This is a genomic window from Rhodococcus sp. OK302 (assembly GCF_002245895.1).
GTDB lineage: Bacteria > Actinomycetota > Actinomycetes > Mycobacteriales > Mycobacteriaceae > Rhodococcus_F.
This window is the reverse complement of the sequence record NZ_NPJZ01000001.1, coordinates 2,466,271-2,487,526: the sequence shown is the minus strand read 5'-3', so window position 1 is coordinate 2,487,526 and position 21,256 is coordinate 2,466,271. Positions and strand designations below refer to the sequence as shown.

The 21,256-nt window shown below is 62.5% G+C and carries 21 protein-coding genes; 13 read left to right on the top strand and 8 right to left on the bottom strand.

The genetic code is table 11. The features are described from left to right. Nucleotides 1–11 precede the first annotated feature (11 nt). Together BDB13_RS11665 and BDB13_RS11660 are read left to right on the top strand one after the other, a co-directional pair. Entirely contained in the window at nt 12–614 is a 603-nt protein-coding gene (locus tag BDB13_RS11665; protein ID WP_094271786.1) for a flavin reductase family protein, read from the top strand. 49 nt (nt 615–663) lie between these two features. Continuing rightward, the gene (locus BDB13_RS11660; RefSeq protein ID WP_094271785.1) at nt 664–1,515 is read left to right on the top strand and encodes a siderophore-interacting protein; all 852 of its coding nucleotides are present in this window, start codon (nt 664–666) and stop codon (nt 1,513–1,515) included. Nucleotides 1,516–1,565: 50 nt separating this feature from the next. On the opposite strand, the gene BDB13_RS11655 is transcribed toward BDB13_RS11660, so the two are convergent. The 3 genes from BDB13_RS11655 to BDB13_RS11645 are packed head-to-tail and all read right to left on the bottom strand — an operon-like array spanning nt 1,566 to nt 3,702. After that, on the bottom strand, nt 1,566–2,012 hold the full coding sequence (locus BDB13_RS11655; RefSeq protein ID WP_169632687.1) for a DUF6918 family protein: 447 nt from the start codon (nt 2,010–2,012) through the stop codon (nt 1,566–1,568). A 48-nt stretch (nt 2,013–2,060) separates the two neighbouring features. Further along, a complete protein-coding gene (locus BDB13_RS11650) occupies nt 2,061–3,056 on the bottom strand; it encodes an o-succinylbenzoate synthase (RefSeq protein WP_094271783.1) in 996 nt (331 codons plus the stop codon). Between the two features lies 1 nt (nt 3,057). Further along, nucleotides 3,058–3,702 carry a PaaI family thioesterase gene (locus BDB13_RS11645; protein WP_094271782.1) on the bottom strand — a complete coding sequence of 215 codons (645 nt, stop codon included), beginning with the start codon at nt 3,700–3,702 and terminating at the stop codon, nt 3,058–3,060. A gap of 83 nt (nt 3,703–3,785) precedes the next feature. Between BDB13_RS11645 and BDB13_RS11640 the strand changes: the two genes are divergently transcribed. The 8 genes from BDB13_RS11640 (at nt 3,786) to BDB13_RS11600 (ending at nt 9,766) form a co-directional block, all read left to right on the top strand. Then, nucleotides 3,786–4,679, top strand: a complete 894-nt coding sequence (locus tag BDB13_RS11640; RefSeq protein WP_094274856.1) for a 1,4-dihydroxy-2-naphthoyl-CoA synthase — start codon at nt 3,786–3,788, stop codon at nt 4,677–4,679. A 19-nt stretch (nt 4,680–4,698) separates the two neighbouring features. Further along, nucleotides 4,699–5,088: a VOC family protein gene (locus BDB13_RS11635; RefSeq protein ID WP_094271781.1), complete on the top strand. Its 390-nt coding sequence runs from the start codon at nt 4,699–4,701 to the stop codon at nt 5,086–5,088. 258 nt (nt 5,089–5,346) lie between these two features. Continuing rightward, on the top strand, nt 5,347–6,531 hold the full coding sequence (locus BDB13_RS11630) for an inorganic phosphate transporter (RefSeq protein ID WP_094274855.1): 1,185 nt from the start codon (nt 5,347–5,349) through the stop codon (nt 6,529–6,531). Nucleotides 6,532–6,546: 15 nt separating this feature from the next. Continuing rightward, nucleotides 6,547–6,810, top strand: coding sequence for a hypothetical protein (locus BDB13_RS11625; protein ID WP_094271780.1), 264 nt, complete (start codon nt 6,547–6,549; stop codon nt 6,808–6,810). A gap of 55 nt (nt 6,811–6,865) precedes the next feature. After that, complete coding sequence (locus BDB13_RS11620) at nt 6,866–7,198, top strand: DUF3349 domain-containing protein (protein WP_094274854.1); 333 nt, start codon at nt 6,866–6,868, stop codon at nt 7,196–7,198. 4 nt (nt 7,199–7,202) lie between these two features. Continuing rightward, nucleotides 7,203–7,508, top strand: coding sequence for a DUF3349 domain-containing protein (locus BDB13_RS11615; protein ID WP_094271779.1), 306 nt, complete (start codon nt 7,203–7,205; stop codon nt 7,506–7,508). Then, on the top strand, nt 7,505–8,644 hold the full coding sequence (gene menE / locus BDB13_RS11610; RefSeq protein WP_094271778.1) for an o-succinylbenzoate--CoA ligase: 1,140 nt from the start codon (nt 7,505–7,507) through the stop codon (nt 8,642–8,644). Before BDB13_RS11615 ends, menE begins: the two co-directional genes overlap by 4 nt. Before the next feature lie 708 nt (nt 8,645–9,352). Further along, nucleotides 9,353–9,766: a hypothetical protein gene (locus BDB13_RS11600; RefSeq protein WP_094271776.1), complete on the top strand. Its 414-nt coding sequence runs from the start codon at nt 9,353–9,355 to the stop codon at nt 9,764–9,766. Nucleotides 9,767–9,851: 85 nt separating this feature from the next. Here the strand turns inward: BDB13_RS11600 and BDB13_RS11595 are convergent, their stop codons facing one another. Genes BDB13_RS11595 through BDB13_RS11585 form a run of 3 tightly spaced genes read right to left on the bottom strand, consistent with a single transcriptional unit; the run spans nt 9,852 to nt 14,562 of the window. Further along, nucleotides 9,852–10,592, bottom strand: a complete 741-nt coding sequence (locus BDB13_RS11595) for an ABC transporter ATP-binding protein (RefSeq protein WP_094271775.1) — start codon at nt 10,590–10,592, stop codon at nt 9,852–9,854. Beyond that, a complete protein-coding gene (locus BDB13_RS11590; RefSeq protein ID WP_094271774.1) occupies nt 10,589–13,309 on the bottom strand; it encodes a branched-chain amino acid ABC transporter permease/ATP-binding protein in 2,721 nt (906 codons plus the stop codon). The genes BDB13_RS11595 and BDB13_RS11590 overlap by 4 nt, the downstream gene beginning before the upstream one ends. A gap of 26 nt (nt 13,310–13,335) precedes the next feature. Then, nucleotides 13,336–14,562: an ABC transporter substrate-binding protein gene (locus BDB13_RS11585; protein WP_141210635.1), complete on the bottom strand. Its 1,227-nt coding sequence runs from the start codon at nt 14,560–14,562 to the stop codon at nt 13,336–13,338. 336 nt (nt 14,563–14,898) lie between these two features. Between BDB13_RS11585 and BDB13_RS11580 the strand changes: the two genes are divergently transcribed. Beyond that, nucleotides 14,899–15,906 (top strand): ATP-binding cassette domain-containing protein, encoded by a 1,008-nt coding sequence (locus BDB13_RS11580; RefSeq protein WP_094271772.1) that lies wholly within the window; start codon nt 14,899–14,901, stop codon nt 15,904–15,906. Then, nucleotides 15,903–16,724: an ABC transporter permease gene (locus BDB13_RS11575; protein WP_094271771.1), complete on the top strand. Its 822-nt coding sequence runs from the start codon at nt 15,903–15,905 to the stop codon at nt 16,722–16,724. Before BDB13_RS11580 ends, BDB13_RS11575 begins: the two co-directional genes overlap by 4 nt. Nucleotides 16,725–16,731: 7 nt before the next feature. Here BDB13_RS11575 and BDB13_RS11570 read toward each other — a convergent pair whose 3' ends face one another. Further along, nucleotides 16,732–19,956 (bottom strand): AfsR/SARP family transcriptional regulator, encoded by a 3,225-nt coding sequence (locus BDB13_RS11570; RefSeq protein WP_254922790.1) that lies wholly within the window; start codon nt 19,954–19,956, stop codon nt 16,732–16,734. 37 nt (nt 19,957–19,993) lie between these two features. Between BDB13_RS11570 and BDB13_RS11565 the strand changes: the two genes are divergently transcribed. After that, nucleotides 19,994–20,863: a 1,4-dihydroxy-2-naphthoate polyprenyltransferase gene (locus BDB13_RS11565; RefSeq protein WP_094271769.1), complete on the top strand. Its 870-nt coding sequence runs from the start codon at nt 19,994–19,996 to the stop codon at nt 20,861–20,863. On the opposite strand, the gene BDB13_RS11560 is transcribed toward BDB13_RS11565, so the two are convergent. Beyond that, a complete protein-coding gene (locus BDB13_RS11560) occupies nt 20,864–21,244 on the bottom strand; it encodes a phage holin family protein (protein WP_094271768.1) in 381 nt (126 codons plus the stop codon). Between the last annotated feature and the right edge of the window lie 12 nt (nt 21,245–21,256).

The window sequence follows — 21,256 nt, the reverse complement described above, 5'->3', positions numbered from 1 at the left end:
ACGATGTGTGAGTGCGCACACTCTTCGATCCTGCCGATACCGAACCCCGCCGGTTCTACCAGCTACTCACGGCATCGGTTGTCCCGCGGCCCATCGCGTGGGTGTCGACGCTCTCGTCGGACGGCGTCGGCAATCTGGCTCCCTACAGCTTCTTCACTGTGGCGAGCTCTACCCCGCCGATCGTGCAGTTCACCTCGGTGGGCCGTAAGGACAGTCTGCGCAATATCGAGGCGACCGGCGAATTCGTGATCAATCTGGCGACGGCGTCGCTGCAGGATGCCGTCAACGACAGTTCGGCGTTCTACGACGCTGATGCCGATGAATTTCTCGAACTCGACATCAAGAATGAACCGAGTGAGCGGGTACGTCCGGTTCGGGTAGCAGATTCCCCGATTGCGATCGAATGCACGCTTCACCAGGTGATCGAGGTGGGCAATTCGTTTGTGGTGATGGGGAATGTCGTCGCGGTTGTGGTGAAATCGGAAGCGCTCGGCGACGATGGTCTGCCCGATTTCGGCGCGTTGGCGCCGATGAGCCGTTTGGGTCGGGCCGAGTGGGGTCTACCGCCCGAGGTGATCGTCAAGGAGCGCCCCCGGACTCCCCGAACCACCTAACGTAAGTTAGGGTTGCCTGACCTATTGTCTTTGATCGGGGTACCCAGCCATGGCCAAGCGCTCGAAATTCGTGAAACCTGCGACCCGCAGTGTCGCGACTGCAGAAGTCGTGGCAAACAAACGAATCAGCCCCAGCTTCATCCGAATCACGATCGCCGGCGACGAACTCTCCACCATCACGCCCATGGGTGCCGATCAGTGGTTCCGCATCTTCATCCCCCAGGCCGGTCACGGCGAGATTCCTCAGTCCCGTCACGGCGAACTGCGACTACCGAGTGCGGCAAGTGCTCTTTGGTACGCCCAGTACCTCCGCATCCCCAAGGACGTCCGGCCAATTCTTCGCGCCTATACGGTCCGCGCCTATCGAGCCGCCGGCGCGGGACTTTTCGGAGAAACTCCCGAAATCGACATCGATTTTGCATTCCACGGCGATATCGGGCCGGCCTCGGCCTGGGCTGAGAATGCCGCGTCCGGCGACAAGGTCGGTGTCCTGGACGAGGGACTCATCTACAACCCCGGGCCCGACGCCACCTGGCAACTGCTGGTCGGCGATGAGAGCGCACTGCCCGCGATCCTCGGAATCCTCGATTCCGCCCCCACCGATCTGCGCGCCGAGGTCTTCATCGAGATTCCGCACGTCGACGACAAGCAAGAACATCCTGAACTAGCAGGCGTCAACGTCCACTGGCTCGTCCGCGAAAACCCACAGGCCAAGCCTGGCACGCTCGCGCTCGAGACAGTCCGAGCAGCCGAGCTGCCAACGGGGCCGTCGTACACCTTCGTAGGTGGCGAGCAGGCCCTGACAACCGGACTACGACGCCACCTCGTCAACGACCGTAACTTTGCGAAACAAGACATCTCATTCACGGGCTTCTGGCGCGTCGGCCACGCGGCCAACTGAGAACGGCCGGGGAGTCGAAACTCCCCGGCCGCTCTTGTCTTGCGAAAAACTTAGGCAGCGTGCTTCTGGATCAGATCACCCAGACGCGGCAGAGCTGCCGTCACGTGCTTCTTGGCCGAGCCACGCAGCTTGGAGTACGTCGACTTGATGACTGCCTTGTCGCTGCCGTCGATACGCTCGTCCGTCACCTCGAGGAGGGAGTCGGCAACGGCGTCTCCGCGAGCGGTGATGAACTCGGCGAAGCTGGCGTCGCCCGAAGCGGAGAATTCCTGCCAGTACGGCTCGAGCTTTGCCACGAAGGCCGGCAGAAGCGCGGTGACGGCGTCCGGCACGATGGATGCCTTCACCTTCTTGACTGCGCCGTAGCCACCCTTGAGAACTAGCCCTGAGGCCCCCGACTTATCCGAAACCTCTGCGTCGATCAAGGTCTGCACGTCCGCGACGACCGCGGGAACCCGTGATTCCTGGAGCAGTGTTTCGTTCAGAGCTACAACCACTTTCGATCCCTTCATTCTGCACTGATGTTCATCAGGTCGGGCCCGAGACTATACGAAATCGAACTCGCCGCGATTACCGAGTATCCGATGGCACCGGCGAACTCTGTCGAGCCACCAACTGCGGCGATCCGGTGTCGCGGCCAACGCCTCGAGCAGTGCCGGATCAGGCTCGACCACACCTACAGGCAAAGCACCCTCGATTGCTTTTCCGGTAACCGCGACATCCCGGACGAACAAACCGCCGGTGCCGAGTCCACACGCAAAAGGCAAGTCCGACAAAGCCGCCGCCGCAGCCAACCCTGCAGACATCCCGACAGCCGTGTCGAGTGCACTGGAAACCACTACCGGCACTCCGTACTCAGCTAACTGCGCCGAGAGCGCCACCACGGCCCGCATACCGCCCAGCGGGGGCACCTTCACCACTGCCACGTCGGCTCCCCCGGCGCGCACCACCCGCAGCGGATCTTCGGCGCGCCTGATGCTCTCGTCCGCAGCGATCCGCACGCCGGTTCCCGCAGCACGGACCCGAACCAACTCTTCGACGCTCGCGCACGGCTGCTCCGCATATTCGAGGTCACCGTCTTCGGTCAACGCTCGCAGAGCCGCGACAGCCTCGTCGACGTTCCAGCCACCGTTGGCGTCGACGCGCACGTTCGGGATGTGACGACGAACCGCATTGACTCGCGCCACGTCGTCGGCCAAGGACTGCCCTTTTTCCGCGACCTTGATCTTGGCCGTGAGAGAGCCGGGAAAACGTTCCAGAAGTTCCGGCACCGCCGACGCGTCGATCGCGGGAACCGTCGCATTGACCGGAACCGCTGTGCGGAGCGACGGCGGCGGACCCAGCCACGCCGCCTCGATCCCCGCGCGAAGCCACTGCGACGCCTCTTCGTCGTTGTACTCGACAAACGGCGCAAACTCGCCCCACCCGGCCGGACCACGAAGAAGCAACGCCTCACGCGTCGTAATTCCCCGGAAGCGCACGCGCAGGGGCAGAGAAACTACGAGGGCATCAGCGATCAGATCGTCGTACGACGGAAACACGTCAGGGTTGCCCGGGAAGCAGAGCGATCATGAGCGCCTCACCGTCAGCGAGGAGCTTTCCGTCGAGGTCGGTCAGGCGCGCGCTGACAAAGGTCTTGCGACCCTCGAACCGATCCACTTTTCCTTCGATCACCAGTTCCGTGTTCAGCGGCGTGATGGCCCGGTAGTTGATGTGGAGATAGCCGGTACGGGACATCGGACGGCCGCCCGCGTGAACGACCATTCCGAAGATGTCGTCGAACAGCAGCGGCAAGGTTCCGCCGTGAGCGGCACCATTGCCTCCCAGGTGGTAGCGACGGAACATACCGGTGCTGCGCACAACTCCGTCGTCGAATTTCTCGACCATCCACGGAAGCATGAGGAGGCTTCCGCGGCCCGGAAGATGAATGTTCGATCCGGCGGGCGATCGACCTTCCGGTACCTCGAACGGCGCCAGACGATCTGCCAATTCCTCGGCCTTGACGACGATCTCGCTGAGAACGTCGTCGGGCACGTTCGTGGACACTGCAAGGTCCTGCAACCGGCGCATCGCTTCGACGAAACGACCGAAGTCCGGACCTGCCGGAGTCTGACGAAACACGGGAAACCCGCCGCGCGTTTCCTCGTCTGCCACGATCTCCGTACCGTCTGCGGTGTGTTCGCTCATGACCTGCACGTTAGCGCGCCCGAGAACATGTTCTACTCCAGGTATCCGTTTGAGTCAGCGTGTCTACATCTATGGTTGCTGAAGTGACCTTCAACCCGCAGCTCTGGCGCCCCGTTCCCGGATTCGAGAATCTCACCGACATCACGTACCACCGGCACGTCAGTCAAGGCACAGTTCGTGTCGCCTTCGACCGTCCGGAGGTACGAAATGCCTTCCGTCCGCACACCGTCGACGAGCTGTACCGAGCACTCGATCACGCCCGCATGACGTCCGACGTCGGCGCAGTGCTGCTCACCGGCAACGGCCCCAGTGAGAAGGACGGCGGCTGGGCCTTCTGCTCCGGCGGCGACCAGCGCATCCGTGGCCGCAGCGGCTACCAGTATGCGGAAGGTGACACGGCGGATACCGTTGACAAGGCTCGCGCCGGTCGCCTCCATATCCTCGAGGTCCAGCGTCTGATCCGCTTCATGCCGAAGGTCGTCATCTGCCTCGTCAACGGTTGGGCCGCCGGCGGTGGCCACAGCCTCCACGTCGTCTGCGATCTCACTCTCGCGAGCCGTGAACACGCACGCTTCAAGCAGACCGACGCCGACGTCGGAAGCTTCGACGGCGGCTACGGCAGCGCCTACCTCGCGAAGATGACCGGACAGAAGTTCGCTCGCGAGATCTTCTTCCTCGGCGAGACGTACACCGCTGAAGAGATGCATCGGATGGGCGCCGTCAACAAGGTCGTCGACCACGCTGAACTCGAGAACGTCGCCATCGAGTGGGCCGGCAAGATCAACGGCAAGTCGCCGCAGGCCCAGCGCATGCTCAAGTACGCCTTCAACCTGCAGGACGACGGCCTGGTCGGTCAGCAGCTGTTTGCCGGTGAGGCAACACGTTTGGCGTACATGACGGACGAAGCTGTGGAGGGCCGCGATTCGTTCCTCGAAAAGCGTGATCCCGACTGGACCCCCTACCCCTGGTATTTCTGAGAATTACAGGAGACTCTTCATGGAGATTCTGAGCAGCCGGACGATACTGCGCCCCGCGGACTACGAGCTGACCCTGAGCTTCTACCGCGACACTCTCGGCTTGGCGATTGCCCGCGAATACCCTGGTGGCACGGTCTTTTTCGTCGGGCAAGGTTTGGTCGAGGTCGCGGCGCACGGCGGCACCGGCAGCGGCGGGTTCCGCGGCGCGATCTGGATGCAGGTCCGCGACCTCACTGCAGCCCAGGCCGAATTGGTCCTCGCCGGCGTCAAGATTGCCCGCGAGGCCCGCCAGGAACCATGGGGTCTGCATGAGATGTGGATCGCCGACCCCGACGGAACACCGATCGTCATGGTTCAGATTCCGGAGGATCATCCGATCCGCCGCGATTCTCGACCGCCGGCTCAGTAGCTCTGGCTTCACAGATGTCCGAATGCCCGCCACGGATCCCGTGGCGGGCATTCGCATGCCCAGTGTCCGAACCGCCGAATGTGCCTTTCCGACATGCGCGATGGCAACGTGAGACGCGCCACAGCAATTGCCGTCGGTGCGTCTGAACACGCCCTCAACTGCAGTGCTGCAGCGCAAGTGCCCTGCGTCGACTGTGATGCTGTCCGGATGCCGGTTGTTCGCTGTACTTTTACGCGTTCGATACGCACAATTCACGTTGTGACCGCAGAGCTCGTAATCCTCCTGGTGGTAGTTGTCACCGCCCTCGCGTTCGATTTCACGAACGGTTTTCACGACACAGGCAATGCAATGGCCACATCCATTGCCACCGGCGCACTCAAACCGAAGGTCGCGGTCACACTCTCCGCCATTCTCAATTTGGTCGGCGCCTTCCTCTCCGTCGAGGTTGCAGCGACTGTCGCGAAAGGCGTCGTCAATCTCAACACCGTCAGTGGGCAAGACCTACTGCTGATCGTTTTTGCCGGCCTCGTGGGCGGCATCATCTGGAACCTCGCGACGTGGCTGCTCGGCTTGCCGTCGAGCTCCTCACACGCTCTGTTCGGCGGATTGATCGGTGCGGCAATCGCTTCCATCGGCATGGGTGGAGTCGAATGGGGTGGCGTCGCCACCAAGGTCATCTTCCCGGCACTCCTCGCGCCTGTTGTCGCAGCGCTGGTCGCCGGTGTCGGCACCAAACTCGTGTACCGCATCACGGCCTCCGTCAAAGAAGACGAGCGTGAGCGCGGATTCCGTTTCGGCCAGGTCGGCACCGCCTCACTGATCTCACTTGCGCACGGCACCAATGACGCCCAGAAGACGATGGGCGTCATTTTCTTGGCCCTGGTCGCCCACGGGTCCATCACCGCAGATGCGGAGATGCCTTTCTGGGTGAAGTTCACCTGCGCCGTAGCCATTGCACTGGGCACCTATCTCGGCGGCTGGCGCATCATCCGCACACTGGGCAAGGGCCTGGTCGAGATCGCGGCGCCGCAGGGACTCGCAGCTGAAGCGTCGTCCGCTGCCATCATTTTGACGTCCAGCCACCTCGGACTCCCCCTCTCCACGACCCACGTCGCCACCGGTTCCATCCTCGGCACCGGATTGGGCCGCAAGGGCGCCGAAGTCCGTTGGGGCGTCGCGGGCCGGATGGGCGCAGCTTGGTTGATCACGCTCCCGTCGGCGGCCATCGTCGGCGCAATCTGCTGGGCACTCGCGCACTACATCGGCGGCCTTACCGGCGTGCTGATCGTCTTCGCCGCGTTGATCGCCTTCGCCGTGTTCATGTACCTGCGTTCGCGTAAAGAACCCGTAGACGCCGCCAACGTGACGGCGGAATGGGACGAGAATCAGTCCGTCACCGTCGCAGATCCCGAACCGTCCCCCGAGACCACCCACAACTCCTGAAAGGGGTAGACGAGAATGCACCTCATCACCGATACCCTCAGTTCGCTCTGGCAGGTAGTTGCCGTCGGACTACTCTTCGGAGCCGGATTGCCCGCGATCTTCGCGTTCGGCCTCAAATCCCTGAGCTTGCAGAACGCCGACGGCACCGACGGACCGAGCCCACTCGGCCGAGTTGGCGCTTACCTGTGCTTCGCTGTTGTTCTCATCACGATCTTCGCTGGAATCCTGCTGCTGATGAAAAACTTCTTGGCCAGTACGTTCGGGATCAACGTCTTCTGAGTTGGGCATCGCTGTATACCCACTCCACTACCGAAACGAAAATGAGGCCGAGGATTTGAGCAAGTATTCATTGCGCACCGTGCTCGACTGGCTGCGGGCGGGATACCCCGAAGGAATCCCGGACAAAGATCATTTTGCGCTGCTCGCCGTCTTGCGTCGACGCCTGACCGACGAAGAAATCGAACAGGTCGTCTCCCTGTCCATCGAGTCCGCGCACGAAGTTCCGAACCGGCACGTCGACTACGACAGCATCCGGGCGATCATTGCGGGAATCCTGAACGAGGAGTCGTCCGAAGAGGACGTCGACCGTGTGACCGCGCGTCTTCGCGCAGGCGGGTGGCCCGTCACCGAGGACAACGTCAGCAGCGAAGTTCGAGATGTGAGCTGACACCATGGCCCTTCCGCCCTTCCTCACCTCGATAGTCGGTTGGTTGCGGGCCGGTTATCCCAATGGTGTTCCCGAACAGGACTACATTCCGCTGTTCGCTTTGCTGACGCGTCGACTCTCCGAAATCGAGGTCGACGCCGTCGCCGACGCGTTGATCGAGGATGGCGATCTCCCGATCGAGAAAACCGATATCCAGGTGCTGATCACCAAGATCACCAACGAGATGCCTCTGGAAACCGATGTCGACCGGGTTCGGAGCCATCTCGCGGTGGGCGGTTGGCCGTTGGCCGAACCGGACGACCGACGGTGAATACCCTTCGGACGCTGCCGGTTCCGCAGGGCGAAGCTGTCCTCGGACTGATGCCGCGGATCGCGCAAATTCTCGATGGCAACTACGATGCCGTACTCCCCGTCCCGGCCGCGGATATCCGCGAAACCGCCAGGCTCACCGATGCGTTGCATCCGAACGAGGCCATCGAAGATGGTATCTCGTTGGTAGTAGCGACTTCTGGCACCACGGGCACTCCGAAGGGCGCAATGCTGCGCGCCGACGCGTTGCGAGCCAGCGGCGAGGCCACCCACGAACGCCTGGGCGGCCCCGGATCCTGGCTGCTGGTCTTGCCCCCTCATCACATAGCCGGGATGCAGGTGTTGCTCCGCAGCGCGCTTGCCGAAACCGAACCTGTGATTGTCGACGTCAGTGAAGGCTTTTCTCCCGCAACACTTTCCGTCGCCATTGCGTCGATGAGCGGACCGCGCCGGTACACGTCGTTGGTACCCACCCAGTTGGTCAAGGCACTCGGCAATCCCGGCGCCGTCGAAGCCCTCGCTTCTCTCGACGCAGTCCTGTTGGGCGGCGCCGCAACTCCGGCACCGGTTCTCGAGCAGGCTACTGCTGCGGGCATCACCGTCGTGCGCACCTACGGCATGAGCGAGACCGCCGGGGGTTGTGTGTACGACGGAATCCCGTTGGCCGGAGCAAGAATCCGCATCGACGACGGCCGGGTGTTGCTCGGCGGACCAATGCTGGCGTCGGGATACCGCGGGCTTCCCGACCATCCCGCTTTTACCGAGCCTGGCTGGTTCCGCACCGACGACGCCGGATCGGTAATCGACGGTATCCTGCGCATCAGCGGGCGCCTCGACGAAGCGATCTCGACCGGTGGCCTGACCGTCGTACCGCAGGTGGTCGAGGCTGCACTGATCGACCATCCTTCAGTACGGGAGTGCGCTGTCATCGGTGTCAGCGATCCCCGTCTCGGGCAGCGGGTTGTGGCCGTCGTCGTGCCCGAGGGAGCACTGCCCACGCTCGACGAACTGCGGTCACATGCTCAGCGCACTGTCGATGCGACGGCCGCGCCCCGCGAACTCTTCATCGTGGATGCACTCCCCCTGCGCGGGCCCGGCAAGGTAGACCGCGCGGCATTGGTGGCTCGCTTCAGTTAGACGGAATTGTGCGAACCGAGACTTCCACTACGGATCGCACTGTCATTCATACAGAGGACTGTTCAGCACTACACCCCTGCGTTAATCTTCAAATCGTAAAGACCCTCCGGAAAACATGAGCCTGTCCATATCCGAGAAGGCCTGGTAGTAATCTTTTTCTACACTCAATAAAGATACTTCAGCTAACTATCTTCTCATTGGAACTGTCGGACGAAATCTTGGACAAAGACGCATCGCCGTACTTCGAATAGGTGAAACGATCATGAGCGCACTCCTCGAACTGCACAATCTCGCAACCCAACATCTCTCTACTGTGAACGTTTCGGAATCGACCGAATTCCTTGCCAAACGGGGCCCCAAGGTTTCCGGAAAATCAGGGTTCGGCGGGTGGATCCTCGTGATCGCGATCGTCGGCGGCATTGTCGGTGCCGTTCGGTGGGCACGAGATCGCAGTAGATGGGAGCAAGTCAAGAAAAATCTTTTGAATCGCTCGGGATCGACGCCTCCCCCGATCGCTCCTCCACCAGGTGCGCAGCAGTACCCGAATAGCCAGCAGTACCCCAGTGGCCAGCTGTTCCCAGGCTCACCACCACCGCCACCGCCGGCACCCTATCCAACTGAGTATCCCGACAAACCTCACTATCCCAATAACCCCAACGGACCTTACTGATACACGACATCCACCCAATTCCAGGAGGCAGAGTTCCGATGGTCGCCACTCACAAACTCTCGAATTCGCACATCACCGTCAGCGGCCGACTCAGCGCTGACCGCTTGGCCGAGTTGGCGCATTACGTCGCCGAGAATGCCGGAAGCACCGCAAAAATCAGGTTCGAAGGAAGCCAAGCCGGCACCATCAGCTACTCAATTCGGTCATGGGTGGGCGCTAGCATGATGACCTTCGACGTCCACATAACAAATCAAGGCGACTGTTCAAGCGCAAAAAGCAAGATCGACATGTTCAAGACAACCCAGCAAACAATGTTCTTCATTCCGGTCACCCCGAAACAATTGCTGGGCTACAGCATGTACAAAAGGTTTATGGAAGGTCTCGCTCTCGCGGTCCGCGCCGAGGATCCCAACGCCGATGTGCAGATCATCGAGCAACCTCAATTTGTATGAGCTCGTGAAACAGCGGTGGGTCGGACGTGCGGAACAGCAGTCCACACGTCCGACCCACCGGCGCAGAAGTTGATCGATCTACCCGTTACTCTTCTTCGGAAAGGTCCGGGCCTTGTGCCAGGTAGGCGCGTTGCACAGCATCGATGTCGGCGCCGATTTCCGCCGCGGTGCCTTCCAGCATCACCTTGCCGCGGCGCATGACGTACACCCGGTCCGCGACCTCGAGTACCTGCCGCACGTGCTGTTCCACCAGAAGCACTCCGAGATTGCGGCTGTCCGCTGCTTCCCGGACCACGGCGAGCAGTCGTTGCACGATCTGCGGCGCGAGGCCCAAGGACAGCTCGTCGGCCAACAGGAGCCTCGGCTCCCGGGCCAGAGCCCGGGCCAGCGTCAACATCTGCTGTTCACCACCCGACAGCAAGCCTGCCGGCCGCTTGAGCAGTGCCCGTAGCTCGGGGAAGATCTCACACGCGGCGTCGGCGGAAACGCCTGCGAGACGCAGATTTTCGGCCCCGGTCAGGCCCATGATCACGGACCGTTCCTCGGTGACGTAGCTCAGGCCGCGCCGTGCCAGAGTCGCCAGTGAAGAACGCTTCCCGGAACCGAGCACGGACAACTCGCCCGATATCGGGGCGAGTTCGCCCGAGACCGTGAGCATGGTGGTGGACTTGCCGGCGCCGTTCGCGCCGATGAGTGCCACCACCTCCCCGGCCTTCACTGTGATGTCGAGGTCGCGGCAGACCACCGCTCCGTCGTAACCTGCACTCAGGCCCCGACATTCGAGGACTACGTCGGACGCCACCGTCTTCTCGCTCGTGATGGTCATTGCGCTGCCTCCGTCGTCGTCTCTTTTTCGCTACCCAGATACGCTTCGCGAACGGCCTCGCTGGCAGTGATCTCTGCCGGCGTGCCGGCCGCGATCACGCGCCCGGCCTGGAGTACCACGATCTGATCGCAGGTGGACATGACCAGGCCCATGTCGTGTTCGATGAGGAGCACGCCGGCTCCTCGTTGCACGGCCAAGTGCCGGATGGCGACGGCTAGTTCGCGGCTTTCGGCGTCGTCCAGTCCGGCTGCCGGCTCGTCGAGCAGGATGACGGACGGAGCGGACGCGACTGCCCGGGCGATACCCACGAGTCGACGCCGGCCGTAGGACAGTTCGCCCGGCAATACATCGAGGTCGTTTTCCAGTTCGAAGTCTCGCACCACCCGTGAAGCGCTCGGGGAGAGCGGGTGACGGCCCGGACGGATCAGGTCGACAAGCCAGGTGCGCCAAGTGGATTCGTCGGCTCCGGCATGGATGTTTTCGCCGACCGTGATGTCCTCGAACAGTTCGAGCGACTGGAAGGACCGGCGCAGCCCGCCCTGGGACCGCCGTGCGGTTGACCAGCCGGTGATGTCGTTGTCCCCCAGCGTGAGCGCTCCCGCCGCCGGGCTGACAAATCCGGTGATCGCGTCGATCAGGGTGGTCTTACCGGCACCGTTGGGTCCGATCAAGCCCACTACCTGGCCGGGCGCGACATCAAGGTCGACGCCGTCGACAGCGGTGACGCCGCCGAATCGCACTGTCAATCCGCGCACCGTCAGCGGCACGGGGGTGACCGTACCGGTCGGCAATTCGTCGGAAAGCTCATAGCCACGCCCTGTGGAGCGCTTCCCCAGCTTGGCCAGCCCCGGAATCCGCCGGAGGCCTTGGGAGATCATGTCGGCGATGCCGTTCTGGTTCGTGAGCAGTGTGACGATGAGGATCACACCGCCGAGCAGAGCTGCCAGAGCAAAACCTGACAACACTCGGCTGAAGAGAGCCCCCGGCGCCATGAATGAGCCGATGACGCTACCCAATACGAACCCGAGACCACCGGTTACCGTCTGAACCACGGCGTTGATCGACGCGAACACGTTGAACTCGACATAGGTCACTGCGGTGTTGCGCAGACCGAGGAGAATGCCCGCCACCGCGGCCAATCCGGAGGCCAGCGCGAAAGCGTAAATCTTGACCGCAAAAACACTGATGCCGAGAGACGCTGCGGCCCGCTCGTTGGTGCGCACAGCAATGAGTCGTCGGCCGGTGCGCGAGCGCCGCAGATTCGCGACCATGAGACCGCAGACGACCAGCGCAATGAGGCACAGCAGTGCCCAGCGCTCGGGATACTTACTGGGTGTCACGTCCAGCCCGAGCAAGCTCAGGTGGCTGATCTTTACCGAACCCTCGAGCTTGTCGCCGGTGAAGGTCGGGTTGTTGAACACCATCTCCTGGATCGTGAATCCGAGCCCCAGGGTGACCACGGCAAGGTTCACCCCTCGTGTGCGCAATGCGGGTAGCGCGAACACCACACCGATCGCGATCACGGCAATCACGCTCACCACTGCTGCGGGTACCAGCGGCCAGCCGGCCTGGCCGACGAGGCGCGCGGCAAACAGCGCACCCAGACCGCCGACGGTGTACTGGGCGAGCGAGAGTTGGCCGGCAAAACCTGTCAGGACCACGATGGACAGCAGGAATACGGCAGCGGCCAGCGTCAGGGTCAGCGACCGCAGCCAGTCTCCGCCGGCCAGGATGATGCCGACGGCCACCAGAACTGCGAGTCCGACACCCGCCCAACGGATTTCGCCGGATCCGAGCTTGGGTAGCCGCTCGGATACATGGCTGCGCAACGGCAGCCCCTTGCCTCGTACGACCAGCACGACCAGGATCACCGCGAACGGCACGGCGCGGTTGACGCCGGTGAGCGTCTCCATTCCGAGCAGCTCGCGCAGATTGTCCTGGTACAGGACAACCAGGCTCTCGCCCACGCCGAGCAGCAATCCGCCGAGCAGGGTGAGCGGGAAGGAACGGAATCCGCCCAGAAGAGCTGCGGCAAGTGCCGAGACCGTCACGATCACGACAAAGGCCGACGGGGTGAGCCCGGTCAAGGGCGCCACCAGGATTCCGGCCGCACCGGCGAGCGCGCCGCCGATGGTCCAGGTGAGCGCAGCCAGGCGCTGCGGCGACCAGCCGAGCGCGGCTGCTGCTCGCTCGTTCTCGGCAGATGCGGTGATGGCCAAGCCCACCCGGGTGAACTTGGTCCAGGCCCAGAGCGCGGCAGTCGACGCCACCGCGATACCCAGCAGGATCATCCGATCCTGTTGCACCACAATGTCTCCCCAGTGGTACGCAGCGTCCGGCAGGAAGGTCTTCACACGGATCGCCGTGCTGCCGTAGTACTGCTGCACCCCGGCCTGCAAGATCACCATCAGGCCGAGAGTGGCGGCAAGCCGGACGATCGGCGCGGCATTTGTGAGCCACCGCAACACCAGCATCTGAAATGCCAGTCCGATCAGTCCGGCCACCACGACGGCTGCGATGGCAGCCGGAAGCAGACCCCAACCTTGGTCGTGCCGAAGAGTTTCCAGGCAGATATAGGCGCCGACCATGGCGATCGCACCTTGAGCGAAGTTCACCACCCCGGAGCCTCGATAAACCAGCACGATGCCCTGCGCCAGGAGCGCGTAGGCAGAGCCCGCTCCCAGGCCGAGAATCGCAAACTGTAAGAACTCAGTCATTCGTCAAAACTCCAGGGTGGGTCGGGTCAGTTGGCGCGAAGGTCGTACTGCGTCGGATCGGTGACAAATACGTCACCGTCGAACGTCATGCGGTACATCATCGAGTTCGAGACCCGCTGGAAGATTCCGAACGGCTCGACAGCACTCGGGGTCCAAGGCTTGATCAGACCGGCCATATCGAGATCCTTGGCGGACTCCAGTCCCTGAATGACGGTGTTTTTGTTGATGTCCTTCAGACTCGACGCAACCTCGCCGAACGCACGCACCGACAACCACGGGTACGTGGCGTCGCCATTGAGGTTTGCGCGCTCGAGCTCTTCCTTGCCGGACTTGTCCATGTCGGCCAGGAAGTCCTTGAGTCCGGGGAAGTCATCGGTGCTCGAGGACGGCGCCGGAGTCGGGCTGGTGAACGTCGAGGTCGTAGCGAAACTACCGAGGTCCTGCAGGTCTGCCTGCGAGAATCCTGCTGTACCCAGCGCGAAGACCAACTTCGATCCGAGCTGCTCGAACGCCTGAGAGATCGGGTTGGCGTCGGATGCGCCCAGCGCCAGGATCACTCCCTGTGCGCCGTTGCGCTCGGCTGCAGCGATGAACTGCGTGTAATCGGTCGCGCCCGCACCGACGGCGACGTCGTTGACGATCTCGGCGCCCTTCGCCTGCACGGCCGGCGTCAACAGTCCTACCAGCTGCGCGGTGACCGGCAGGTCGGGGCGCATCAGGGTGAGCTTGGTCTGGCCCTTGGCTACGAGCATGTCGATCATCCCGTAGAGGTTGAGCAGCGAGCCCGAGAACGGCGTGTACACGTTCGTGGAATAGAAGTCGGACATATTCACCGGGTTCAACCCGATGCGCGCGATACCGGCGTCCTGCAGGATCTTCGATACCGCTTCGGACGAGATCGGGGTGAAGTCCGCGAGCGTTGCGACGGCCCCCTCGGAGACCATCTTGTTGGCGCAGTCGACTTCGGTGTTCGGGTCGCCCTTGGAGTCACACTGGATCAGCTGGAGTGGGCGTCCGTTCACGCCGCCGCGCTCGTTGAATGCGTCGACCGACGCGACAGTGCCTGCGGCATAGGCGACGGAGCCGACTCCGGCTGCCTCGATGGGAATGATCTGACCGACCTTGATGGGAGCGCCGGTCGCGGCGTTCGGATTGTCGCCACCGGTGTCCCCGCTGCTGTCGCTGCAGCCTGATACAAGCAGGCCGAATGCTGCGAGGGCGGCTATTGCGGGTGTCATTCTCTTCAACTTCACGAACGCGTCCTTTGCGTGTTGATTGCTACGTCTCGGACGCCATGCCCTGGCCTGCTCCGACCGAGTTGCGATTTATCCACTCGCGTTCGGTCGCGGAACCGCCATGCCGTCCAACTTGGCAGCAGCGTATTTGAGCGCACGTCGGTTTGTGGCAGGTTTCACAAAATTTCCATTACGGGGCATAACGCAATGTTACGATTCGTCCTGATCAAGGCCACAAAACTGGCCCTTTCGGCCCATCCAACTGAATGGGATGCTCCTCACTGAAATTTCCGTGCAAGAGCCCGCAAGTTCCGTGCAAGGCATATGCAAGCGCACTCTGTCAGGCTTTACACCATGAACCACACAGCTTCGCCTTTTGCCATCGAAGCCGAGGGCCTGGTCAAGAAGTTCGGCGAGCACCGCGCCGTCGACGGCGTCAGCCTCACCGTTCCCACCGGCACGGTATTCGGAGTTCTCGGTCCCAACGGAGCAGGCAAGACCACCACGGTCCGCATGCTCGCCACACTCCTGCGCCCCGACGGCGGGGAGGCCCGAATCTTCGGCCACGACGTTAGCCGCGAGCCGACTGCTGTTCGGTCGCTGATCGGAGTGACCGGGCAGTACGCCTCAGTGGACGAAGACCTGACCGCCACCGAGAATCTGGTGATCTTCTCGCGGTTGCTCGGCTTGAGCCGCAAAGATTCTCGCAAGAAGTCGCTCGAACTTCTCGAGGAGTTCGACCTGACCGACGCTGCCACGAAGCCGCTCAAGAACTTCTCCGGCGGTATGCGTCGACGCCTCGATCTGGCCGCCAGCCTGATTGCCCGCCCGCCGTTGCTGTTCCTCGACGAGCCCACCACCGGCCTCGATCCGCGAACTCGCGCTCAGATGTGGGAGACGATCCGCCGTCTGGTCGCCGAGGGGTCGACGGTCATGCTCACCACCCAGTACCTCGACGAAGCGGACCAGCTCGCCGATCGGATCGCGGTGATCGATCGCGGTCGTGTGATCGCGAACGGCACAGCCGACGAACTCAAGGCTTCGGTCGGCATCTCCTCCTTGCACCTCAAGTTGGTGGAGCGGGATCGCACCGAGGAAGCCCGGTCGATCATCGCGTCGATGCTGGGCGTCGAGGTTGCCGTCACTCCCGAGGTCGGCCGGGTCACCGCTCCGATGAGCGATCCGTCCGTCACCGCTGACCTGCTGATTCGCCTGCGGGAACGCGGCATCGCCGTGGACGAGATCAACGTACAAAAGCCCAGTTTGGACGAAGTGTTCCTGACCATCACCGGGCATCAGCCCGAAGACGGTAGCCGTAACGACGCCGATTCCGACAACGACTCCGATCGGATTCCCGCATGACCACTACGCTGACCACTCCCCAATCTCCGGTCACCGACCAGGTTCCGAGGCGAATCAGTCTCGAGCAGAGCTTCGCGAATACCTTCACCATGGCGTATCGCGGAATTCTCAAGATCAAGCACAATCCGGAGCAGTTGTTCGACGTCGTCATTCAGCCCATCATCTTCACGCTGATGTTCACGTACATCTTCGGCGGTGCCATCGCCGGCGATGTCACGGCCTACTTGCCGACGATCATCCCCGGTATCCTGGTTCAGACAGTGATCACCGGTTCCATCGTCACCGGCACTCAGCTACGTGAAGACATGGACAAGGGTGTGTTCGACCGCTTCAAGTCTCTGCCGATTGCGCGCATCGCTCCCCTGTCCGGTGCTTTGCTTGCCGACGTCGTGCGGTACGGCATCGCGACAACCATCACGTTCATCGTCGGTTTTGCGATGGGCTACCGCCCCGCCGGTGGAGCTGTGGGCATTCTGTCGGCCGCGATCCTGGTGATGGTCTGCGCGTTCTCGATCAGTTGGATCTTCGCGCTGATGGGAGTGATGATGAACAAAGCTTCTACGGTGCAGGGTGTTTCGATGCTCGTACTGTTCCCGCTCACGTTCCTGTCCAACGCGTTTGTCGATCCTGCCACCATGCCGAGCTGGCTTCAGAAGTTCGTGAACGCCAACCCCGTCTCACACCTGGTGACCGCAGTCCGCGAACTGGCCAATGACGGTCACTTCGGCATTCACGTCGTGTGGTCCCTGGTGGGCGCCGCCGTGATCGTGGCGGTGATGGCACCGCTCACCGTGCGGATGTACATGCGCAAGACGTAAAAGAAAACTAGTTTTCCAGCGGTCCGCGAAGCGCAGCCAGAACTGCTTCGCGGACCGCTCGTCGTGAGAGGCCGGAGACCTTATCGGTTTCTACGAGCCACCGGTCTTCCCCGACGATTCCGACGGCAAAGGCCGCCAGACGTCCGTGGTGCAGCGAGACGAAGTCTTGTCGCCCCGGCATTTTGACGGCCAGTGCCAACAATTCCGTTCCGCGGCTCACGTGTCCGGTACACAAATCGTAGGCACCGACAGCCGCTGCGACCGAACCGGCGAGCGGTAGATCCACATATCCGTGGGGGTTCAACGTGATCACGCTGGATTCGCTCATCCGGCGCACCCGATCAGCCATCGACGCAGACTCTCCGTGCACCGCGTGTGCGCACACCGCTGCCGCGCTGAGCAGAACGACAAACGGATCTCCGTACACATTCTCGACCTCACTGCCGAGCAGTTCCAGAGCCTCCCGATAGTGACCTAGTCCGAGTTCGACGTGCCCTTCCGCCAGATCAGCCTCGGCAACACTGGCGAACAGCGCAGCACGCCGCGGAGCGTTCTCGATACCGGCACTCCCACCCGGCAATGCCAATGCCGGCCGAATTCGATCCAGCAACGCACGTCCGCCGACGGTATCGCCGCCCGCAATCAGTGCGCCGGCTTGAAAGCTGATGAGCTGCAATGCCTCTTCGTGAGCGCCGAGCCGTTCTGTGGACGCTGCTGCCATCGAGTAGAACGCGACGGCTTCGATGTACCGCGCGGATTGACTGTGCACCGAACCCACCTGCTGAGCGGCCATGGCGACACCCCACTCGTCCCCGATTTCGCGGGCGTACCGCAAAAGTTCCTCGGAGTCACCGAGTGCGCCGCGCAGATCGCCGAGGTTCTCGCGCAGGTTCGCCCGGATCGCGAGTGCTGCCATCCGTGTCTCGATATCCGGACTACGCATGCCCTCGGCCACCAACCGCGCCACCCGATATCCGGATTGCGGGCCGACAATCAACCGGATCAGGAACACGAACGTCGGCGCCAGATCGTCCCTCTCGCGCAGGATCTTTCGCAGACGCAGACGGGCACGGGCATGATCCCTCGTGATTGCCCCGAAGAGCAGGTGCATGGCCACCATCATGAATGTCATCGCGACCAGTTCGGCATTGACGTCGGCCAAATCATCGTTGTTCGTAGCCTCGACTACCTTGGGTGCCCAGTTCGCGACTTCCGAATGTGAACCTCGGATCGCCCACAGTAATCCCAGTACCGGAAAGACATTCGCCACGATCGCGGCGTCGCCGCGTTCAACTGCCCACCGCAGAACTGCCAGGAGATTGTCATGTTCCTCGTCGATCTCGGCGGCAAGCCGAACCTGGTCGGACCGTGAACGCTTCCGCGCGTCCGCAGCGATATCGACGGCCCATTGGTTCAGTCGCCGAAGAACTTCCGCTCCCTCACCCAGCGCCGCCAGTTGCTCCTCGCCGTATTCCCGAACCGTCTCGAGCATGTGATAGCGCAGCCCGTTCGACGTGTCGACTACCGAGAGCAATGATTGATTGACCAGCGCTTCGACTGCGTCGGCGACGTCAGCCAACTGTCCCCATTCGGCAACCGCCTCAGCCGACGCCAAGGTGAAACCTGCGGGGAATCGGCATAGTCGAGCGAGCGCCACTCGATGCTCGGCCCCCAGCAAATTCCAACTCCAGTCGATGACGGCGTGCAGTGTGCGATGCCGATCCGGGGACGTCGGGTCTGCGGATCGAAGCAACTCGAAACGATCACTCAAGCGCGCGGAGATTTCCTCGACACTCATCGTGCGGGCTCGCGCCGCCGCCAATTCAATGGCCAACGGCAAGCCGTCGAGTGTCGTACACAGCTTTCCGACGGTTTCCGCGTCCAGGCGTACGGAGGGTCGCACGGCACGGGCGCGGGCCGAGAACAACTCCACTGCCGATCCGGCATTGCCGTCGATAACCAACGGCGGCAACGGATACACGGCTTCGGCACTGATCATCAGGGGCGATCGACTGGTCGCCAGGACGGTCAACTGACCACCGGCCGCAATCAGTTCTGCGACGATGTCCGAACAAGCACCGATCACATGCTCGCAGTTGTCGAGAATGAGCGTCATCGGCCCGGCCGACAGTGCTTCGGCAAGGCGCTCACGTGCCGAATGCGTTCGCCCGACTGTCAATCGGCCTGGCGCCAAGTCGGATTCACTGATACCGAGTGTCGCGCCGATGGCTGCGATGACGTCGTCACTGCTGCGCAGCGCTGCCAGTTCGACCAACGCCACCGAGGTGCGAGTGGACGCACGCAACCCCAATTCCTGTGCCAGACGGGTCTTTCCCGCTCCACCCGGACCGAGAACTGTCACCACACGCGAACGCGAGAGCAACTCCTCGACGTTGTCGATATCGCTGTCACGACCGAGCAATGCGTTGGGTGCTGCACGTAGACCGATGGCCCGTCTGCTCCGCACCGGAGCAGACGTCGCACCCGGAAGCGGCGTACTCAGAAGCGCCGCATTCAGCTCGACCAATCCGGGGGACGGATCGCCCCCCAAGCGATCGGCCAGGTGCGCCTTGAACGCCGCGAACACCTCGAGCGCCTCGTTGGTGCGACCCAAGCCGGCCAACGCCCGCATCAGATCCCCAGCGGCCGCGTCGTCAAAAGGGTTGCCGGAGTGACGGATTTGCGCAACCGGAAGTGCATCGGAGAAGTCACCGAGATTCAGGAGCGCCTGCAGTCTCACTGCGGAAAGCTCGTCGTGCAGGCGCGATGCGGTCGAAGCCAGCTGCTCCCCCGGCACTCCGACGACGTCATCTCCGGCGCTCCCCCGCCACAAACTCAGGGCCGCGGTGACTATCCTCAACGACTCTCGGGAATCTGTGTCGACGCGAACGCCGTGAAGCGCGTCCTGCGCCCGGGCGAGGTCCACTCGATCTCGCGGCCCTGTGAGCCGATAGCCCGCAGCCGTAACCTCCACCGAGCCTTCCGGCAACGCGGACCGCAAGCGCGAAACCTGCGTGTGCAAAGCATTCATCGGTGAACGCGGCGGGTCGGAGCCCCAGATGTCCTCGATGAGGTTCTGCGCCGGACACGGCCGACCGGGAACGAGAGCCAAGGCAGTGAGCAGCGCCCGCGCCCGTGGCCCGGGCAACGCAACCAAACGGTCGCCGGTTCTGGTCGAGACAGCGCCGAGCAACCCTATGTCCACCACGTCTCGAGCCTTGTCCTGATCCACCGCATTCAATCGTATTGCACAGTGCAAAGATCGTTACATGGCTACAGCTGCTCAATGGATCGAAGGCGCGAGGCCGCGCACCCTCCCGAATGCGATTGCACCCGTGCTGGTCGGCACCGGCGCTGCCGCATCGCTGGACCTCGCGGTGTGGTGGAAGGCACTCCTGGCGTTGGTCGTCTCCTTGGCCTTGATCGTCGGCGTGAACTTCGCCAACGACTACTCCGACGGAATCCGCGGCACCGACGACGATCGTGTCGGCCCGTTGCGATTGGTGGGATCGAAGCTGGTGAGCCCCGGATCGGTGAAAGCGGCCGCGATCGGTTGTTTCGCGATCGCCGCAGTGGCGGGCTTCGCTTTGGCAGCGACGACAGCCTGGTGGCTGGTCGCTGTCGGCGTGTTCTGCATCATCGGCGCCTGGTTCTACACGGGCGGCAAGAAGCCTTACGGTTACAGCGGTTTCGGTGAGATCGCCGTGTTCATCTTCTTCGGTCTGATCGCTGTGCTGGGAACCCAGTTCGTGCAAGCCGAGCGCGTGGATCTGGCCGGATTGGCCGGTGCCGTGGCCATCGGTTCCTTCTCGAGTGCCGTGCTGGTTGCCAACAACCTGCGCGACATTCCGACGGACACGGAGTCGGGCAAGATCACCCTCGCAGTTCGTCTCGGCGACGCCAGAACTCGTGTGCTGCACATCATTCTGCTGGCAGTGCCGTTCATCGCGACGCTACTACTCATTCTTCGAACCCCGTGGGCGTTGCTCGGACTGCTCGCGTTGCCGCTGGCAATCCGAGCTAACGCACCACTACGCACCGGTGGTCAGGGAATGGCCCTGATTCCGGCGCTGCGCGACACCGGACTGGCCATGCTTGTCTGGGGTGCCGCGACGGCGGTTGCGCTCAGCGTGTCTTGATCAGTCCCGGTCGGGCACCAATGCGCCGAGAACGAAGTTCACGATCGAGATGATCAGAGCGCCCCAAACAGCGGTCCAGAAACCGTCGATGTGCAATCCTGCGTCCAGTGACGTCGACAGCCACGCGGTCAGCAGGAGCATCAGCGCGTTGATTACCAGGGTGAACAAGCCGAGCGTCAGAATCAACAGCGGCAACGACAGTAACTTCAAGGCCGGCTTGATCAGAGCGTTGACGATCGTGAAAATCAACGCGATAACGGCAATGACCAGGACGGTTCCCCAGGTGTCGTCCTGCTTGGTTTCGATAGTGATGCCGGTGACCCACAGGGACGCGAGCCAGATAGCAATTCCGTTGACGATGAGACGTGCCAGAAATGTCATGTCTGAATGCTG